The following is an 18,383-nucleotide window of genomic DNA, read 5'->3' as shown; positions in this document are numbered from 1 at the left end:
TAATTTGCGTTGACGGTAAGATAAAATACTGTTCCTACGCCCGGCCCGGTTCCTACTCAGCCCAGATGCGACTACCATACCGCTCAACGATCTTTTTGTAGATAGCTAGACCAATGCCTGTACCAGAAAATTCTCGACGAGTATGAAGACGGCGGAAAACCTCAAAAATTCGCTCAAGATATTGAGACCATTATCCTGAGCGATCGCTATATGTAAATTACTAAGAGCTAGACTGAGGGCAGTATCACAGTCAACGAGAACAAATTCCTGACCGCGAGTACCCACACGAGAATAAACATAGCTGCGGTAAGCTACGCTAACGCACCAACGTAGAAACAATGCAAATTTTGACACAAAAAGCAAGTGGAGATGTAGTGTAACACCACATCTCCACTCTAAATTTACTGTATTAGGGTTACAACAAAAGACCCCACGAGATGATTAAAAGTTGGGAAGGTTCAAATCAATTAACGTGACTCAGTTCCTTGATTGGGGCTACCTGCTACACCATCGTTTTCTGGAGCTTCTGGAGTAGCAGTGGATTTAGCATCACTCTTTTCTGCATCACCAGTTTTGCGGATACTTTCGTCGATAGGGGTTTCGCCGTCAGGAGAAGCAGTAGACGCAGGTTGTTCATTATTAGATTTCTGTTGTTCAGCCATGATTACATCCCTTATTATTTATCTTTGAGATTATCTTAAAAAATTAGGAGTATGAATGCATCTATCCAGATATAGTTATGGCTGATTTCTACCTCTATCGGAAGTATTGTTTAGTATTACTCATGTATGCTGAAAAAATCTAGAAATGTAGAGTTATTTAACCTTACAACCCTTCTTATGGCTAAGGGAGAACCTGGAACGGGTTTTATGTCTTAGAGGATGTTTGAAATTGCCTTATTGATAGTTGCCAGGAAATAGCAAGCGATCTGAGTCTGGCTAGGCGAATAATATGGTGTGATGATGGTGATACAAACTATCAAAGTCTAATTAATGAACCAGAACAATCTATCGTTACCATTTGGGTGTATGCTTCGCAAGGCAACCTCTGCGGATCAGTGGTCGATTCGATTGCTGGTATTTTCAGCCAAACTTGACCCAACTCAATTAAATTGGCAGCAATTTTGGGTAATTGAATGCAATGATAATCTTGTAGCTTGCGGACAACTACGTAATTTCTCAGGGGCACAAGAACTTGGTAGCTTGGTCGTTGCATCAGCTTGGAGAGGTCGCGGTTTGGGTAGTTTGCTAACGCAGCATTTGATTAATACAGCAACGCAACCACTTTATCTAGAATGCTTAGGTCAACGACTGGTACACTTTTACAGTCGCTTTAACTTTGTGCCAATATCTTTTGAAGACTTGCCACAATTTCCCAAGACAATAGGCTTATCTACGCTCAAGGAAAAATTTAGATTCTCACAGTTAGCTAAAAGGCTGCTCAAAGTTCCTGTGGTATTTATGGAATATCGAGGTCAGACTAATTCGTAATTCGTAATTCGTAATTTAAGATATACAGAACAAGGCTTGATACAAGATGTTTCCAGCCCTTTACTCTCCCCTATTCCCTATTTCAACTTAGAGGTTTAGCAAAAATCGTTAGTAAGACAGGGCCTAGTAAATAATGGTGATTCAAACACAATAGCCCAGCAGAGGAGCCAAGAAGTTGACGTTGATTAGGGCTGTAGAGTCTAATTCCACGGGGAGAGATAGGCAATAATTGAGGTTCTGTCTCTTTTTTGGAAGTAATGTCAACTAAATAAAAACGTCCACCAGGAGAAAGTACGCGTGCGATCTCACTAACCACTTGTTTAGGTTCCAAATAGTGTAAGAAGCTGATAGTACTGAAAACAGCATTAAATTGACCATCAGCAAAGGGAAGAGACTCAGCTTTGCCCTCAATATAAATTAAGCGTGGATGGTGGCGGTTGTTCTGTCTTGCTACTCGCAACATATTAGCAGATAAATCCAATCCGGTAGCTCGTAGATTGGGAAACTGAGTAGCAAGGCGCGCAAGCAAACGTCCAGTGCCACAGCCTATATCAAGTACATTTGCTGGCTCTGGTAAATCGATATACTCCAGCAATCGTTGGTGAATGGCTCGATAAAACACTGAAGGAAAGAACCAATCGTAACTCGATGCCCATAGGTCAAAAAGTAGCTTTTTGTGATTGAAAAAGTCATCAGTCATTAGTTTTCGCAGCTTTCTTAAAGCTTGATGCTTTTTGAGGGTAAGTTTAGCTGCGCCTCCAAGAATTTGCTTAACAACACAAATTAACTATAGCGGTTCTGAATTGGTTGTAATATCGGGCTTTTGCCGGGTTAGTTACACGCAGCTAACTAGGTTCAATGCCAGATAAAATCAATGTTTCTACCGACTTGTTATCGAGGGGTTTGGAGAAAAAATATCCCTGTGCATATTTGCATTTCATAACTCTAAGTTGCGCCAGTTGCTCTAGTGTTTCTACGCCCTCTGCTATTACATCTATATTTAGACTCTTTGCTAGAGCGACGATCGCTTGAACAATCTCTAAGTTTTCTCCATCAGCACCAATTTTAGCAATAAAGGAGCGATCGATCTTCAAGGCATTACTGGGAAAGCGATGCAGATAACTCAAGGATGAATAGCCGATGCCAAAATCATCTAAGTGTAATTGGATATTCATCTGTTGCAGTTGCAAGATCATAAAAGTTGCTAATTGAATATTTTCCATAAGTACGCTTTCGGTAATCTCCAGCTTTAAACTGCTACTTTCCAAACCAGTCTCTTGGATAATTTGGTTAATTTTCTCAATCAGACTAGGTTGGGAAAACTGTTTAGTGGAAAGATTTACACTAATTGTCAAGGGTGGGTTAGTAGGAAATTGTACTTGCCAAGCACGCATCTGCCGACAAGCCTCGCCGAGTACCCAATAACCAATAGGAATAATTAGCCCAGTTTCTTCTGCCAGGGGAATAAAGTTGTCTGGAGATACTAATCCATGTTGCGGGTGCTGCCAGCGAACGAGTGCCTCGAAGCCAATAATTTTGTAAGTTTCTAATAAAACAATTGGCTGGTAATAAACCTGAAACTCCTGGCGTTCAACTGCCCGTCGTAGATCCATCTCTAACTCTAATAGCTGCGTTACTTGGGTGTACATGGTTGAGTCAAATATCTCATGGCGTGCCTTACCCAATGCTTTAGCGCGATACATTGCAATGTCAGCATCGCGCAAAAGTTCCTCCGGTCGATTATAACTACCCTTGCTCAGAGCGATGCCAATACTGACGGTGGTAAATACCTCGTACCCACTGAGTTGGAACGCAAATGTCAAAGCTTCGTGTATCCGCTCGACTACGCTGATTACGTCATTGGCATTTTGGAGATCGTCAAGCAAAATTGTAAACTCATCTCCCCCTAGACGGGCAACTGTGTCTCCAGCACGTAGGCAATTTTCCAATCTCCGAGCGAGGGCAGTTAGTAGTTGATCGCCAATCATGTGACCGAGACTGTCGTTGATAAATTTGAAGCGATCTAGGTCTAGAAAGAGAACAGCGAATGTATAGTTGGCGCGTCGTTTTACCTGCATGAGCGCCCATTCTAGCCGTTCCATAAATAAGGCACGGTTTGGCAGGCCAGTTAATATATCATGAAAGGCATCATGAATTAATTGTGCCTCCGCAAGTTTTAGAGCAGTAATGTTGCGAGCGATACTTAAAACAAAATATACTGAACCATCGTTAGTTAGTTCAGGGACAAGGCGGGCATGGTAATGTTTTGTTTGCTGACCGATCGCTAAACTGCATTCAAACTCCGTTTCTTCCTTGGTTTGGAAAACTTGCCCAAGCTTGCGATCGCATATAAGACAAAATTCTTCTGGCAGACTTAACTCTGCGTTTGTTTTGCCAATAAATGTTTCGGCTGATATTCCTGTAACTTTTTCAATAGCTGGATTAACGTAAACGTAGCGCAATTCAGTGTTAAATCTGGAAATAATATCAGGTGCATTTTCAACTAGTGCTTTGAATTCTTGCTGGCGACGCGCGAGTGCCTCCAGAATTTCGTTGCGTTCGGTAATATCCTGAAAGACCAAAACTGCACCCGTGATGTTGCCGTTGTCATCTTTAATTGGTGCAACACTATCATCAATTGGAATTTCTGTACCGTTTTTAGCAATAAGTATCGTCTGTTCTGGTAGACCGACAGTAACACCCGACTGAAGGACTTTCTTTACAGGACTTTCAATTTTTATACGAGTTTGTTCATGAGCAATATTGAATACTTCTGCTGCTTCTTTGCCAAATGCATCTGAATAATTCCAACCCGTCAGTTCCTCCGCAATTGGATTCATAAAAGTTACAGTTCCAGCTTCATCGCTAGTAATTACAGCATCCCCAATACTTTTAAGTACAGTAGTTAGCCATTGTTCATTCTGTTTTAATTTTCTTTCCGTCCGATGTTTAGAAAGGGTAATTTCAATCGTGAACTTTAATTCTTTTTCTTTGAAAGGCTTGAGAATGTAGCCAAATGGCTCTGTCACCTTTGCTCGATTTAATGTTGATTCATCTGCATTAGCAGTAAGATATATTACTGGAATATTAAAAAGATTATGAATTATCTGAGCGGCTTCCACACCATCCATTTTTCCTTTGAGGTGAATATCCATTAAAACTAAATCAAGAGAATCATCTGCTGCTTTCCTAATTGCTTCTTCTCCCGAATCGGCAAGTGCCATAACACTGTATCCAAATTTTTTGAGCCGATTTTGTATATCCATTGCTACGATGATTTCATCTTCAACAACTAATATATTTACTGGATTCATGATTTTGTTTAACTTATAAAGTTAGAAATTTTTAGTTGGGAATATAATTTTATACTTTACTCCATTGTTACTGGTAAAGTCGATATTGCCTTGGAGCTGATGTATTAGACCTTTGACTAATCGTAAACCTAATGATTCTGTCGCTTGAAAGTCAAAATCTTGGGCAAAACCGACACCATTATCACTGATATTAAGTGTAAATAAATTGGGTTGTATGGAGCAAAAGTCAATACAAATTTCTCCCGGTTCTCTTTGGGGAAAGGCATATTTTAGAGAATTTGAAATAAGTTCATTAATAATCAAACCACAAGGAATAGCTGCATCAATGGCTAGAAAAACCTCCTCAACGTTCATTTTCAAGGTAATATCGCTGGAATTAACGTTGTATGAATAAAATAAATTAGTTACTAAATCTTGGATATAGTCGGCAAAATTAATCTTGGCCAAGTCTTGAGATTGATACAATTTCTCGTGGATCAGAGCCATTGATTCAATCCGGTTTTGGCTATCTTTGAATACCTCAAGGGCTTGATTGTCCTTGAGATATTCTGCTTGCAGGTTGAGCAGACTAGAAATAATCTGCAAATTATTTTTTACCCGATGATGAATCTCTTTCAATAGCACCTCTTTTTCTTGAAGCGATGCTTTAATCTGCTCCTCTGCTTGTTTACGCTCCCATCTCACCTGTGCCTCGCGCAACTCGCGGGCAACAGCAGGGGTAAGCCGTGTTAGATTGCCTTTGATAATGTAGTCATGGGCACCAGCTTTCATCGCGGCTACTGCGGTATCTTCACCAATAGTTCCTGAGACGATAATGAATGGCAGGTCAAGTCCACTTTCCTTGACCTGCTTCAATGCAGCAGGGGCGCTAAAGGTGGGCATGGAATAATCGCAGATCACGATATCCCATGTTTGCCCTGCGATCGCAGCTTTCATGGCTGTGGGTGTATCAATCCGTTCAAAGGTTACTTCGTAGCCACCATGTTGCAGTTCACGCAGCATCAACAAAGCGTCGTCTTCTGAATCCTCAACAAGTAATACGCGCAGAGGTATACCCATGTAATTCGTAATTCGTAATTCGTAATTAAGAAAGTCAGCCTTACGTCTATAACCTGATTTTGGAGGATTGGTAGAAGCTATATCCTTGGTGGTGATTCGTTTAAGACAAACCAGTACAATCCTAGTTGTCGCACTGCTTCACTGAATTGGGAAAAGTCTACTGGTTTGCGAACATAGCTGTTGGCTCCCAAGCTGTAACCATTGATTAAGTCTTGCTCCTCTTTGGAGGAGGTGAGAATGACGACGGGAAGGATTTTTGTCCTGTCGTCGGTTCGTAGCTGTCGCAAAACTTCCATACCATCCATTTTAGGCAACTTCAAATCTAGAAGGATGAGATTCGGCATCACGCTCATGTCGCGATCAGCGTACACACCTTTACCAAAGAGATAATCTAGGGCTTCTACCCCATCGCGTGCCACCACCACCTCGTTCAGAATATTGTTTTTCTTGAGTGCGCGTAGGGTTAGCGCTTCATCATCAGGATTGTCTTCTACAAGTAAAATCATGCTCTATTCCTCTAGTTAAAGGGTGAAGTAAAATGTTGCGCCTTGCTCCACTACGCTTTCTGCCCAAACACGGCCACCATGACGGTGAACAATGCGCTGTACCGTAGCTAGTCCGATACCAGTACCTTCAAACTCAGTCATGGCGTGTAGGCGCTGAAAAGCACCGAAGAGTTTGTCAATATAGGCCATATCGAAGCCTGTGCCATCATCACGAACAAAATACACACGGGTGTGATCTTGCTGTAAAAGCCCAAATTCTATCCGTGCTTTTTGATGTTTTCCTGTAAACTTCCAGGCATTACCCAGCAGGTTTTCTAGCACGATCCGCAACAAATGAGTATCACCATTAGCAACCAATCCCGGCGTAATGATAAACTCTACTTGGCGTTCTGGTTGGGTTTTGTGCAAGTCTGTAGCGATCGCCTCCACCAGTGCGCTGAGATCGACCTTTTCGTAACGCATCTCACTACGCGTTAATCGTGACAGATTCAGTAAATCATCGATGAGTTGTGCCATTCGCTGGGTGGCTGCACGCACTCGTTGGAGGTAGTTTTGACCTAGTGCGTCCAGCTGATCAGCATAATCTTCTAGTAGTGCTTGACTAAAGCCGTCGATACTCCGCAAGGGGGCGCGCAGGTCGTGAGACACAGAATAACTAAATGCTTCCATCTCTTTATTAGTGGCTTCGAGTTGTGCTGTGCGTTCTGCAACTCGCTGCTCAAGCTGGACGTTCAGACGCAGAATTTCTGACTCCGCCTTTTTGCGCTCATTAATTTCAGTTTGCAATTCTTCGTTAGTGTTTCTCAGTTCGGCAGTCCGTTTGTTAACCTCTATTTCTAATTCATCGCGAGCCTTTTGGAGAGAATTTTCCATCCGTTTGCGTTTGACGAGTTCCTGATTGGTAATCGTAGCTGCTAAACCGACGACCGCAGAAGCGATAATGCTGCCAAAAATAGTCAGCAAAGTTGTTTGATGAGCGCTGGCATTTGCCTCCATTGAACGCTGTTTCAACAACTCATTCTCTTCGTTTTCCATAGCTGTAGTCAGCATTCGGATGTCCTCCATAATCTGCTGACCCCGATCTGTCTGAACTATTTGCAACGCGAACTCTAAGTTTTGGCTCCTAGCGTTAATCGTCTGTTCAATCAAAACCAGTTTTTTAGTTATCAGAGGTTCAAGGCGATCAAGCCGCCGCTGTTGATTTGGATTATCCGCAGTCAATTGGCGCAGAGTCTTAAGTTTCTGAACAATCTCGCCAGTTGCACTGCGATAGGGTTCCAAATACCGTTCTTTGCCTGTGAGAAGATAGCCTCGTTGTCCAGTCTCTGCATCTTTGATCTCTGACATGACTTCTTTTGTCCTTTCAAGCACCTCCCGTGTATGTGTTACCCATTGAGCGTTTTTTCTATACTGAAGCAAACTAAGATATGAGATGATGCCAACACCAGTCATAATTGCGACTGCTATTACAAAACTACCTGTATTCTTTTTGTAAATAGCCCATTCCATTTTTTACCTTCCTAGTTGAAAAAGTAGCTGCTGACTAAAGTGGTAAAAACGGTGAGCCAGCTTTTCTACGAGAGGCTGCGCCAATGTGACGCTTTGCGATCGCAGCGTTAGCGCCGTTAGGAGCTAATTAGCTCTAATAAAGGATATCTATAATTAGTTAATGATTGTGACCGTATATTTTCTGAGACATGAGAAGGCAAATAATAAATTTTGTTAAATTATTAAGTATATTTTCGCAGACATATTCACGATATTTTCGCTTGCATAAATTATGTCAATATGCTATGCCACACCAGTGATTGTACTTAAAAACTTTTATTTATATTAGCTTGATATTAAATTGATTAAAAAAATACGTAGGCTAAATAGAAACAGAAACTACTGTCAGTAAGCTGAAAAATTTTGCATCGTTAAGGGATTGATCTGAAATGTTTATCAAATAGTGGCAATTTGCCCAAAAGCGTTGTCCTGTCTACATTTTTACCTTGAAAATCGAGCTTCTCTATTAAGAAAAGGTTAGGGGGTTAGGTTTTGGATGGGTTTTTCAATATGAAGTGAAAAGTCAGGACAAATCATCGGGAACTGTAGTATTTGAATGTGTAGTTAATAGTACTCCTTCTCGCTCTGTAGAGAATCAAAGAAAAAGTAATAAATGCATAAAACTACAAAAGCGAACTGTATTTATTTATAGAGGTTCAAATACAAAAAACTCAATCTAGTTTGAAATTATCAAGGTAAAAAATTATGACAAGCTTTATTCAAGTTCACTCACACAACGATCTACTGCACCCAGTCCGCGAGTGGTTGGAAACTATAGAAATTCATAACTCCAAATTGGCTCATTTCCTATGCAAAGCTATTCCTGCTCAATGTCCCTTTGAACGAGACATCACACTGTTTGGTCGGAAGCTATTACATATTCCACCTATGTGTAAATTAAATCCTCTATACGAGGAAGTGGTTGGTTTGCGTTTTAGAGCGCTCTGTTATCTCGCCGATAAATGTGGTGAAGATATCACAGCTTATTGCTGATAGCCAGTTGGATGGTTCTTCGATCGAACAGCGATCGGTAGTTGCAGATTTACGGTTGTTACTTACTCAGGTTTATACTAAGCTAACGTACACCTAATTAGATGTTTAGCTATTAAGTAGCTGGCACTATTGTTGCTTCCCGTATCCTGCTGAAATCATTAACATCATCATGACGCACATCTTACTGATTGAAGATGAGGTCAAACTGGCACGATTTGTTGAATTGGAATTGAATTATGAAGGCTATCAAGTCAGTATTGCCTACGATGGATTAACTGCACTCACCGCAGCAAGGGAGTTGCATCTGGATTTAGTAATTTTAGACTGGATGTTGCCTGGGTTGTCGGGGTTGGAAATTTGCAGCCGCTTGCGGAGCATATCTGAGAAAGTGCCGATAATCTTACTAACTGTCAAAGATGAAGTAAGCGATCGCATTGCAGGTTTAGACACTGGTGCTGATGATTACCTGGTAAAACCCTTCAGCGTTGATGAATTATTAGCTAGAGTTAGCGCTCGCCTACGAAGAAGCAAGCAGGGTACGCAGATGTTTTAGAATTTGAAGACCTAAGTTTAAATCGTCGCACGCGGGAAGTGTACCGAGATCGGCGGTTAATTGAGTTAACTGCTAAAGAATTTGATTTATTAGAATATTTACTCGCCCATCCGCGACAGATAATTAGCTGCGATCGCATTTTAGAGGAAGTCTGGGGTTATGACTTCATGGGCAATGCTAACATCATTGAACCTTACATTAACTACCTGCGCCTGAAACTTGAAGCCAATAATGAAAAATGTCTCATTCAAACTGTGATCGGTGTTGGCTACACATTGCATGATTAAACCTCTTGCAAAAGTGCTTTTTGCAAGAGGGGAAAAGGGTAAAGGTTAAAGGGGAAGGGGACAATACAGAATTTTTTCCCTTTTCCCGATTTATGCAAGAAGTCTATTGAATTGGGGATTGGGGGGAGACAAGCGAAAGACTTTTCAATAATTCTTCCTTATTCCCTCAGTCCCTTTTGCCCAAAAGGAAAAGCTTTCAAAATAGCAAACTTTGGCGTTTTTGGCAATCTCCACAAAAACTCATCCAACTTAGAGTTAATTATATTAGGATGCACAAAGCTATCATCATCCAAAATCTAAAACTCAAAGTGGCATGACCTATCTAGAAACAGCAGCGCAGTTCTACCGCGAAGTTGCCCAAACCCCGCAAGTTGGACTTTGTTGTGTACAAAGTACGCCCCTGCAACTACCAGGATTGAAAATTCCTTTGCCAATGCAGGAAATGAATTATGGTTGTGGCACCACTGTTCACCCCACCGAACTAGGAAACCAACCTACAGTGCTGTACGTCGGCGTTGGTGGCGGCTTAGAAGCGTTGCAATTCGCTTATTTTTCCCGTTATGCAAGTGCTGTAATTGCCGTTGAACCGGTTGGGGCCATGCGGGAAGCAGCAGCACGTAATTTGGAAATTGCTGCTCAAGAAAACCCCTGGTTTAATACCAGCTTTGTGGAAATTCGCGAAGGTGATGCTTTTAATTTACCTGTTGCTGATGCTAGCGTTGATATCGTGGCACAAAATTGCCTTTTCAACATCTTTGAACCAGAAGATTTAACTCGTGCTTTAAAAGAAGCATATCGGGTGTTAAAACCAGGTGGACGCTTGCAGATGAGTGATCCAATTGCTACTCGTCCGATTCCAGCACATCTTCAAGAAGATGAGCGGCTGAGAGCCATGTGTTTATCAGGCGCACTCACATATCAAGAGTATACTGAAAGGATTATAAATGCTGGTTTTGGTCAAGTTGAAATTCGTGCCCGTCGTCCTTATCGCCTACTAGATTCCCAGACTTATAATTTAGAAGAAAACTTACTTTTAGAAAGTCTGGATTCAGTCTCATTTAAAGTTATCATTCCAGAAGATGGTGCTTGCATTTTCACTGGGAAAACAGCAATTTATGCTGGTTCTGAACCCTTCTTTGACGATTTGGCAGGTCATATACTTCAGCTAGGTATTCCGGCTGCGGTGTGTGATAAAACTGCTGCAAAACTTGCTGCTAGCAAGCCAGTAGAAATAATTGTTACCGATTCAACCTGGCACTATAGCGGTGGTGGCTGCTGTTAATTTCTTAACAAAGAATTCAGGACTCAGAATGGGCTAAACGCCCCGCTACCGCTAACAGAATAATTCTGTACAACTGGGTAATAAATGCACAATTTGAATTCTGGATTCTGATTTCTTCTTTATAAACTCCGAAATGTTGTTAATAAGTCTGTTTTTAGCTACGCTTTTTTTAGCATATTCAAATGGAGCAAATGATAATTTTAAAGGTGTAGCGACGCTGTTTGGTAGCCGAACTAGCAGTTATCAAACAGCAATTTTATGGGCAACTTTTACAACTTTTGCTGGTGCAATAACTGCGACTTTTTTAGCAGGAGCATTAATTAAAAACTTTTCTGGAAAAGGAATATTACCTGATGCGATCGCTAATTCTCCAGAGTTTCATCTTGCAGTTGCGATCGCTACTGGATTGACTGTAATCATTGCTAGCCTCATGGGGTTTCCCATTTCCACAACTCACAGTTTAACAGGTGCGCTGGTTGGCGCTGGATTAGTTGCGATCGGACTACAAGTTAATTTTGCAGCTTTGGGAACTTCCTTTGTTTTGCCTTTATTACTCAGTCCAATCATTGCTATTCCCTTGTCCGCAGGAATTTACAGCTTATCTGCCTATATTAATTCAAAATGGCATCTACCAGTCAACCAAAAAATGATTGATAGTTGCCATTTTTTCAGCGCTGGAATTGTCAGTTTTGTTAGAGGGTTAAATGATACTCCTAAGATTGTTTCACTGCTCCTAATTATTGAGTATTTCTCGATTCAGGGAGGAGCGATCGTGATAGCGATCGCAATGGCACTTGGTGGTTTACTCAACTCCCAAAAAGTTGCAATAACCATGAGCGAAAAGATTACCTCAATGACTCATACTCAAGGCTTATCAGCAAATATATTAACTGGGATTTTGGTGATTGCAGCTACTCGGTTTGGGCTTCCAGTGTCTACCACTTACGTTTCAGTTGGTTCTATTTTTGGTGTAGGATTAATTAGCAAGAAATCTAAATCTAATCCGCGTGTTTTTTATCAGATTCTACTATCCTGGATTTTAACTTTACCAACTACTGCAATTATTAGTGCAATAACCTACAGATTATTGCAAAGTTAGAAAACTTGAATATTGTTGTGCAATTTTTTAGGAGTAGTAACTAATGCAAACTCAAGCAAAAATTATTCGAGATACAGCAGTCACAGCCTTTAAAAATAAACTCAGTTCACCTTTGACAAAGAAAGGAATCACTGTTTTACAAATTAATCTAGGTAAGCGTTGTAATCTTGCCTGTACACACTGTCATGTCGAAGCCGGGCCAAAACGTACAGAAGAACTTTCTCCTGAAATTTGCGAACAATTGATTTTACTAATCCATAAATTTCCTGAGATTAAAATTGTGGATTTGACTGGTGGCGCACCCGAAATGAATTATGGATTTAAGCCACTGGTAGAAGCAGCAAAAACAACTGGCAAACAAGTCATTGTCCGGTCTAATTTGGTCATTTATTTTGAAGATGGGTTTGGTGATTTACCAGAATACTTTGCTAAACATCAAGTAAGAATTGTGGCTTCTCTACCCTGTTACCTAGCAGATAATGTTGATAAAATGCGCGGTAATGGTGTTTTTGATAGTTCAGTCAAAGCTTTGCAGTGGCTTAACCAACTCGGCTATGGTAAAGACCAAAATTTAATTTTGGACTTGGTTTTTAATCCCCAGTTACCCACCAATGAAAAATTTTCTTTAGCTCCCGAACAGAACAATCTAGAACGAGATTACAAAATGTTCTTACAAGAACATTTTAATATTGTGTTTAACAACCTCTTTACCTTTACTAATCTACCAGTTGGTAGAACCAAAATGCATTTAGAACGGAGAAAACTATACACCAGCTATTTGCAGTTTTTAGAGTCGCATTTTAATCCCAGCACAGTTGAACATTTAATGTGTCGCGATGAACTTTCAATTGACTATCTGGGCAATGTATATGATTGTGACTTTAACCAAATGATGAATTTGCCTGCAAAAACTTGCAATGGTGAAACTTTGACAGTTGGCAAATTGTTAGAAGCTGGCAATTTAGACCTGATTAGTGAGGTACAAACTGCTGCTTATTGCTATGGTTGTACTGCTGGGTGTGGTTCTAGTTGTGGTGGCGCTTTGCTCTAATGTCTTTTATCGATGAAATTAATCCTGTCAATGCTTTGATTGTGGGAGCCAGCCAAGGTATTGGTTTGAGTTTTGTGAAAAAATTGCTACAAGATCGCAGAATAGCTAAAATTTATGCAACTTCTCGTCAACCAAAATTGGCCTCAGAGTTAATAGCTCTTGCAGACGAATATCCTGAGCGATTAATTTGTTTGGAGATGGATATTACTGACGAGTTACAGATTATTGAAGCTGTTCAAAAAATACATACTCAAGTTGATAAAATGCATTTGGTAGTCAACTGTGTAGGACTATTACATGAAGATACTTTGCAACCTGAAAAAAGCTTAAAACAGATCAATTCAGAAAATTTGCTGCGCTACTTTCAGATAAATAGTATTGGTGCTGTCTTACTGGCTAAACATTTATTGCCTCTGTTTCGTCATGGAGAACGCAGCGTGTTCGCCACTATTTCTGCTAAATTGGGCAGTATTGGCGATAATCAACTTGGTGGATGGTACGGCTATCGGGCTTCTAAAGCAGCACTCAATATGTTGATGCGAACTGCGGCAATTGAGTATAAAAGAAGTTGTCCGAAAGCATTAATAGTAATATTGCATCCTGGTACAACTGATACCCGCCTTTCTCGTCCTTTCCAAAGAAATGTCCCTGCGGAAAAATTATTTTCAGTGGAACGTACTGTTACCCAATTATTGGCCGTCATCGAACAGCTTCAAGAAGGCGATAGTGGACACTTTTTCTCATGGGATGGGAGCAGATTACCTTGGTAATTGCGTTACGCTGGTGCTAGTGAAACTATACGATATAAAGTTCAGGTACGAGTTAGTTACTGACTGATTATTGGAGATGTGGCTTAATAATTTTGGCGTATTAATGAGTATTAGACTGCTAAAAACTGGGAAACTCTAACTCAGCGTTTTCCCGTCCTAACTGCACTACCTCAGATGGTAGGTGTCGCTCCAACCAATCTTCTAAATCAACTAGTACCTCGCGATAATTTATGTCACTCTGAATCTCATGATAGGCTCCCGGATACTCAATTCTCAGCTTATCTTTGCAGTTTACCCGTTGGCAAAAGATGTCGCTTCCCGCAGGCAAAGCAACTCGGTCTGCGTCACCATGCAGAATCAACAATGGTAATTGCCAATCACCTGCGTGAGCATTAATCCAATCAACTGTTGCAAAGAATTCTGTAGCCAGACGGGCAGTAGCAAGGGTATGTCGCAGTGTATCCTGAGCGATCGCAGCTAAAATCTGCGGATCTCGTGAAGCAGCACTGATGTCAATACCTGTATTTAGGGTGAAACGCGGCCACACCCGTGAAAGCATTTTTCCTAAAAGTACCCGAATCGGTGAAACCCCAACTTTCCCCAAGGTTGGCGCAAGAGCGATCGCACCCTGCAATAATGATGCTTGTTGGGGATAGCGCAGAATGTAATCTAAGACAATCACCGCGCCTAAACTGTGACCCAAAACAAAAACTGGACATCCAGGATTCTGAGTCTGAATTAATTGTAAAAAAGCTCCCAAGTCTTCACGAAACTCGCTCCAAGCGTTGATATAGCCTTGTTGACCTGGTGAGCGTCCATGACCGCGCAAATCTAAGGCGTAGATAGCGTATTGCTTGGGTATCAAATGCTCAATTACATTAATGTAGCGATCGCTGTGCCCTCCGAGTCCATGCACAATGGCTAATATTGCCCGGACTTTACCCTCTGGATGCCAGCTTTGATAATACAGTTCAAGTCCTCCAACACCCTGGAATCTGCCTTCTTTATGAAAAGCTAGGCGATCGCTATGGTCAATCATAGGGTTAATTTTTTAGGTATTTCCCAGCAAGCTACTAAAAAGTCAACATCTAAGAGAGTAATTACAGTTAATTGAATTACCCTCATGTAGTTAAAATATCCTGAAAATGATTCCACAACTTCTAACCGTGGGTTGGTTAATAATATGACCTCAAGAATTACGATTATTTTATGAATTCAAAGAGGGTATTATCAAAAGTTCTTCTAGGGAATCTGTTCGGCAAGACCTAGCTGATGGGGTAACTTCCAATTCAAAATCTAGCCATCAGCAGGAAGATAATACACAATTAGAAGCTTTGCCACCCTTGAGTGCTGCCGCAATCAAGCGAGTAAAAGAGGGTGTAGCTGCGGCTAGCGATCGCGCTGTTCGGCAGATTATCGAAAAAAGTCTCAATCGCCTCGAAGCCATTAGTCAAGGGCATTCCGAACCTAGAGCCAACTCCGGGCTGCGTCGCTTTGTGATGCGATCGCTTATTCATTCCTTTTTCAAAGTAAGGGTCGAATACCTCGAAAGGATACCTCAGAAACCTGCAATTCTAGCAGTCAACCATCTCCACCACATCGATCCCTTACTCCTTTTAGCTGAACTCCCCACCCAACCTTACTATTACATCCTGGGTGATGCCCGTACCCTCTATAACAAGTGGTGGAAGCGCTTTATCCTGGATTTTGCAGGGGGCGTTATTCCTTTGGAACGGGTGTGGAAAGAAGAAATTGCTGTCATAGAAGCGGCTAAAGCAGGAAGGCAAGATTTAGTTGAGCTAGCCGCAGCAATTAAACAAACAGTACCCACAGGGGAAGATATGTATACACTGCGACAAATAGACCGGATTATTCTGGCAATTTTGACTCGTGGAGATGGGATGATTCTTTTTCCCGAAGGAAGACTAGGAACTGCTGAGGCTCAATTGCATCTCCCTTTGAAGCGCGGGACTGTAATTTATGCCTTGCGAGCTGGTGTACCGATTATTCCAGTTGGGCTGATTGGAACTCACGATCTCTATTTGGGAAAAGAGTTAACAATTCGGGTAGGCGAACCATTACACTTTCCCCAAACAACCAGACCAAATCGCCAGGAAGTAAACATCGCTTTAGAAAAATTGCAAAATGCGATGTTGGCTCTTTTGCCAACTGATTACCCTGAACCAACCGGATTAAAGCTGTTACGTTATTTACTCAATCATATATTGTGGTAAGAAATTATTGTTCTAAAAAGTTTGTAACTTTGAAATTTGATGTTCCCTCCCAACAGTGGTTCAAAAATGCGTTTACCTGGGCATCTGCTGCATCAGCCGATTCCCTAGATGCATTAAATTGTACTGCTGTCACAATGTATTCAAAGATAATTACAAACTGCTTTTGGGGTGAAATTCTTTCGACTACAATTGTTTCACCTATCTTCGGTATTTGAGGCAGATTTACCACAAACGTCTCAATTTTCGGTTTATCTAATGGATTTTTGAAATTGAAATATTTACAGTAAACAATAATTTTCACTTAGACAACCACCAACAACATTATAGATAATCAAAATTATCCTTAAATTGAAAAATTGTTACTATTATAATAGTTTATTCAAAAATATCTGCCGGTTTCTACCAACTCTCCAAATCAGGCTACAGATGTAAATCTAGAAACCCAGATGCAATCTGACAAATCTTAATTACGAATTAGTATTATTTTCCTTGCCACAGCTGCCGCAACGACTGAAAAACCTTTACAAATCTTTCTTCTAGCCAGACCATAACATAATCAAGCCATTCCAGAAGTTGCTCTAAGGGGTGCTTTTCATAGCCAGTTGAAGTTGCTGTGGTTTCTATCCAGTCTGGCTGAGCCTCAACTTCACTGCTTTGGTGAAATTGCTGTTGCAAAATTTCCCCTTTACGACTCTCGCTTTTAGTTTGGGAAATACGAGTTTGAGTTTGTTTTACAGAGGCGATTTTTCCAGATGTTTTTTGACTTGAAGTAAGATTACGACTTGGTTGTTTTCTTTGTACCAAACCAGATCCAAATTTAGGTTGTTTTACGCTCAAATTCTTTTGTGGAAAATGCCTTCTCGATAAACTTGGGGCTAAAGCAGGATTTATCCCCCCAGAAAGTGTAACTGGCTTGTCAGCAACGGTTTTGGTGTCACCAAATAAATCATTCCATGTTAGCCAAGGATCGTCTGTGAAATCCTGGTTCTCTCGCAGAGGGCTTTTGGATAAGGCTTTTCTCAGGCGTGACGATAAGAGTTTACCTGGCAATCTCTCATTACTAGTTGTTGTCTCAAGTGTTTTTCTATTACCAACACCAAAAAAGTAATTAAGTGCCGCCTCAATCAAAGCCTGAAAATTCTGTGAATGAGTTTCTAAACCATCAGCAGTAAAGGCAATTTCTCCTTTAGCAGCTAATTGCTCTTTGCCATAAAGAAATATCTTTAACTGAGTTTGGGCAACTTGGACAATTTCCTGGCTACGTTCTTGCACTGGGAGTAAAGCATTCGATTCCAACTTAGCAATGGTTATATCTAGAAATGCTAATAATCTATCTGTATTAAGTAAATCTTTTGGTATACTTTCGGCTAAAACTGGAATTTTAGCTGGATTTACGTCAGTGAGTTTTGCTAATAATCGGTCAATTTGTGGTAGTAGCTGCGTTTCTTTTTTAGCTACAATCAAGCGCCAATACTGCCAGTAATTAGCAATTTCGTTAATAATTCGGTCTTCTAATTTTGCCTGTTGTTCGGGTGTTAAAATATCTAGAATTTCATTGTCGGCAGTAACAAGTACTAAATTTCGACTCATCAAATTTGTGGCAATTCCTCGCACTATTGGAAGACGCTGTTGAAGGGCATTGTCTAATTGTGAAGGGTTGAGACTGACAGCTTGATTAACCGTAATATTTGATGATTGAGTAAGATTAGAGTTCTTTTCAATGAATTTCAGCTGAAAAACCCCTAATAAAGCCAAGGGATTGAAATGTTCAGATGCTTTCGTAGAAATGGAGGTGGGTTCATCTGATGATAGGTAATTGACTGCCTCTAGTACATTTTGAATGGGACTATCAGCATCGGGTAGAGTTTCAGGCTGGAAATCGGTATCATTTGGTTGTAACTTGAATCTAGTTTGTGGTTCTTTAGTATGTAGCGTTTTCCCAGATGATTCAGATGACTGAAACAGTAGATACACTGGGTAAAGTAGTACCTCGACACCCCACTTAGTGGCGACTTGCAAATGCCGGAAGGTGTGTTCCCACTGTTGTGTCACCCGCCGAGATTGCTGGTGGACAAAGTTAAATAGTCTGCTTTGATAACGACCAGAGGAACCAGAAGACATAGTAGTAATTTTTTAGTTCAAGTCTTGTTAAGTTGTGAGACTCGCGCCAAACAATAAAAACGACCAACACCCCATC

At 40.9% G+C, this 18,383-nt stretch carries 17 protein-coding genes and 2 pseudogenes; 9 read left to right on the top strand and 10 right to left on the bottom strand.

All coding sequences use genetic code 11. The features are described from left to right. Positions 1-52 precede the first annotated feature (52 nt). Both RMY16_RS06880 and RMY16_RS06875 read right to left on the bottom strand, forming a co-directional pair. Positions 53-184, bottom strand: a pseudogene (locus tag RMY16_RS06880) (ATP-binding protein); the annotation flags it as partial. A 283-nt stretch (positions 185-467) separates the two neighbouring features. Next, positions 468-662, bottom strand: coding sequence for a hypothetical protein (locus tag RMY16_RS06875; RefSeq protein WP_099101392.1), 195 nt, complete (start codon positions 660-662; stop codon positions 468-470). Positions 663-992: 330 nt separating this feature from the next. On the opposite strand from RMY16_RS06875, the gene RMY16_RS06870 reads away from it, so the two are divergent. After that, positions 993-1,490 carry a GNAT family N-acetyltransferase gene (locus RMY16_RS06870; protein ID WP_322735752.1) on the top strand — a complete coding sequence of 166 codons (498 nt, stop codon included), beginning with the start codon at positions 993-995 and terminating at the stop codon, positions 1,488-1,490. Between the two features lie 82 nt (positions 1,491-1,572). On the opposite strand, the gene RMY16_RS06865 is transcribed toward RMY16_RS06870, so the two are convergent. The 5 genes from RMY16_RS06865 to RMY16_RS06845 all read right to left on the bottom strand — a co-directional run bounded on the left by RMY16_RS06865 (position 1,573) and on the right by RMY16_RS06845 (position 7,878). Beyond that, the gene (locus RMY16_RS06865) at positions 1,573-2,190 is read right to left on the bottom strand and encodes a class I SAM-dependent methyltransferase (RefSeq protein ID WP_322735751.1); all 618 of its coding nucleotides are present in this window, start codon (positions 2,188-2,190) and stop codon (positions 1,573-1,575) included. Between the two features lie 145 nt (positions 2,191-2,335). Next, the gene (locus RMY16_RS06860; RefSeq protein ID WP_322735750.1) at positions 2,336-4,804 is read right to left on the bottom strand and encodes an EAL domain-containing protein; all 2,469 of its coding nucleotides are present in this window, start codon (positions 4,802-4,804) and stop codon (positions 2,336-2,338) included. Between the two features lie 21 nt (positions 4,805-4,825). Beyond that, entirely contained in the window at positions 4,826-5,863 is a 1,038-nt protein-coding gene (locus RMY16_RS06855; protein ID WP_322735749.1) for a sensor histidine kinase, read from the bottom strand. Positions 5,864-5,940: 77 nt separating this feature from the next. Continuing rightward, positions 5,941-6,369: a response regulator gene (locus RMY16_RS06850; RefSeq protein WP_194042586.1), complete on the bottom strand. Its 429-nt coding sequence runs from the start codon at positions 6,367-6,369 to the stop codon at positions 5,941-5,943. Positions 6,370-6,384: 15 nt separating this feature from the next. Then, positions 6,385-7,878, bottom strand: a complete 1,494-nt coding sequence (locus RMY16_RS06845; RefSeq protein ID WP_322735748.1) for a sensor histidine kinase — start codon at positions 7,876-7,878, stop codon at positions 6,385-6,387. Between the two features lie 744 nt (positions 7,879-8,622). Between RMY16_RS06845 and RMY16_RS06840 the strand changes: the two genes are divergently transcribed. The 7 genes and pseudogenes from RMY16_RS06840 (at position 8,623) to RMY16_RS06810 (ending at position 13,952) form a co-directional block, all read left to right on the top strand. Continuing rightward, complete coding sequence (locus RMY16_RS06840; protein ID WP_322735747.1) at positions 8,623-8,910, top strand: Mo-dependent nitrogenase C-terminal domain-containing protein; 288 nt, start codon at positions 8,623-8,625, stop codon at positions 8,908-8,910. After that, entirely contained in the window at positions 8,882-9,007 is a 126-nt protein-coding gene (locus RMY16_RS06835; protein WP_322735746.1) for a hypothetical protein, read from the top strand. Before RMY16_RS06840 ends, RMY16_RS06835 begins: the two co-directional genes overlap by 29 nt. Positions 9,008-9,079: 72 nt before the next feature. Further along, a pseudogene (locus tag RMY16_RS06830) lies at positions 9,080-9,750 on the top strand (response regulator transcription factor). Positions 9,751-10,063: 313 nt separating this feature from the next. Further along, positions 10,064-11,032 (top strand): arsenosugar biosynthesis arsenite methyltransferase ArsM, encoded by a 969-nt coding sequence (gene arsM, locus RMY16_RS06825; protein WP_322735745.1) that lies wholly within the window; start codon positions 10,064-10,066, stop codon positions 11,030-11,032. Positions 11,033-11,165: 133 nt separating this feature from the next. Beyond that, on the top strand, positions 11,166-12,131 hold the full coding sequence (locus RMY16_RS06820; protein WP_322735744.1) for an inorganic phosphate transporter: 966 nt from the start codon (positions 11,166-11,168) through the stop codon (positions 12,129-12,131). Between the two features lie 43 nt (positions 12,132-12,174). Continuing rightward, positions 12,175-13,182: an arsenosugar biosynthesis radical SAM (seleno)protein ArsS gene (arsS, locus tag RMY16_RS06815; RefSeq protein ID WP_322735743.1), complete on the top strand. Its 1,008-nt coding sequence runs from the start codon at positions 12,175-12,177 to the stop codon at positions 13,180-13,182. Next, entirely contained in the window at positions 13,182-13,952 is a 771-nt protein-coding gene (locus RMY16_RS06810) for an SDR family NAD(P)-dependent oxidoreductase (protein WP_322735742.1), read from the top strand. Before arsS ends, RMY16_RS06810 begins: the two co-directional genes overlap by 1 nt. A gap of 118 nt (positions 13,953-14,070) precedes the next feature. Here RMY16_RS06810 and RMY16_RS06805 read toward each other — a convergent pair whose 3' ends face one another. Further along, positions 14,071-14,991 carry an alpha/beta hydrolase gene (locus RMY16_RS06805; RefSeq protein WP_322735741.1) on the bottom strand — a complete coding sequence of 307 codons (921 nt, stop codon included), beginning with the start codon at positions 14,989-14,991 and terminating at the stop codon, positions 14,071-14,073. A 304-nt stretch (positions 14,992-15,295) separates the two neighbouring features. Between RMY16_RS06805 and RMY16_RS06800 the strand changes: the two genes are divergently transcribed. After that, positions 15,296-16,186, top strand: a complete 891-nt coding sequence (locus RMY16_RS06800) for a 1-acyl-sn-glycerol-3-phosphate acyltransferase (RefSeq protein ID WP_322735832.1) — start codon at positions 15,296-15,298, stop codon at positions 16,184-16,186. Between the two features lie 4 nt (positions 16,187-16,190). Here RMY16_RS06800 and RMY16_RS06795 read toward each other — a convergent pair whose 3' ends face one another. Together RMY16_RS06795 and RMY16_RS06790 are read right to left on the bottom strand one after the other, a co-directional pair. Next, positions 16,191-16,415 (bottom strand): hypothetical protein, encoded by a 225-nt coding sequence (locus RMY16_RS06795; RefSeq protein WP_322735740.1) that lies wholly within the window; start codon positions 16,413-16,415, stop codon positions 16,191-16,193. Positions 16,416-16,666: 251 nt separating this feature from the next. Continuing rightward, complete coding sequence (locus tag RMY16_RS06790; protein ID WP_322735739.1) at positions 16,667-18,307, bottom strand: hypothetical protein; 1,641 nt, start codon at positions 18,305-18,307, stop codon at positions 16,667-16,669. Between the last annotated feature and the right edge of the window lie 76 nt (positions 18,308-18,383).

Origin of the sequence: Nostoc sp. DedQUE12b, assembly GCF_034530835.1 — a bacterium.
GTDB lineage: Bacteria > Cyanobacteriota > Cyanobacteriia > Cyanobacteriales > Nostocaceae > Nostoc.
The sequence above is the reverse complement of the archived record's forward strand: the minus strand, read 5'-3'. Positions and strand labels throughout refer to the sequence as shown.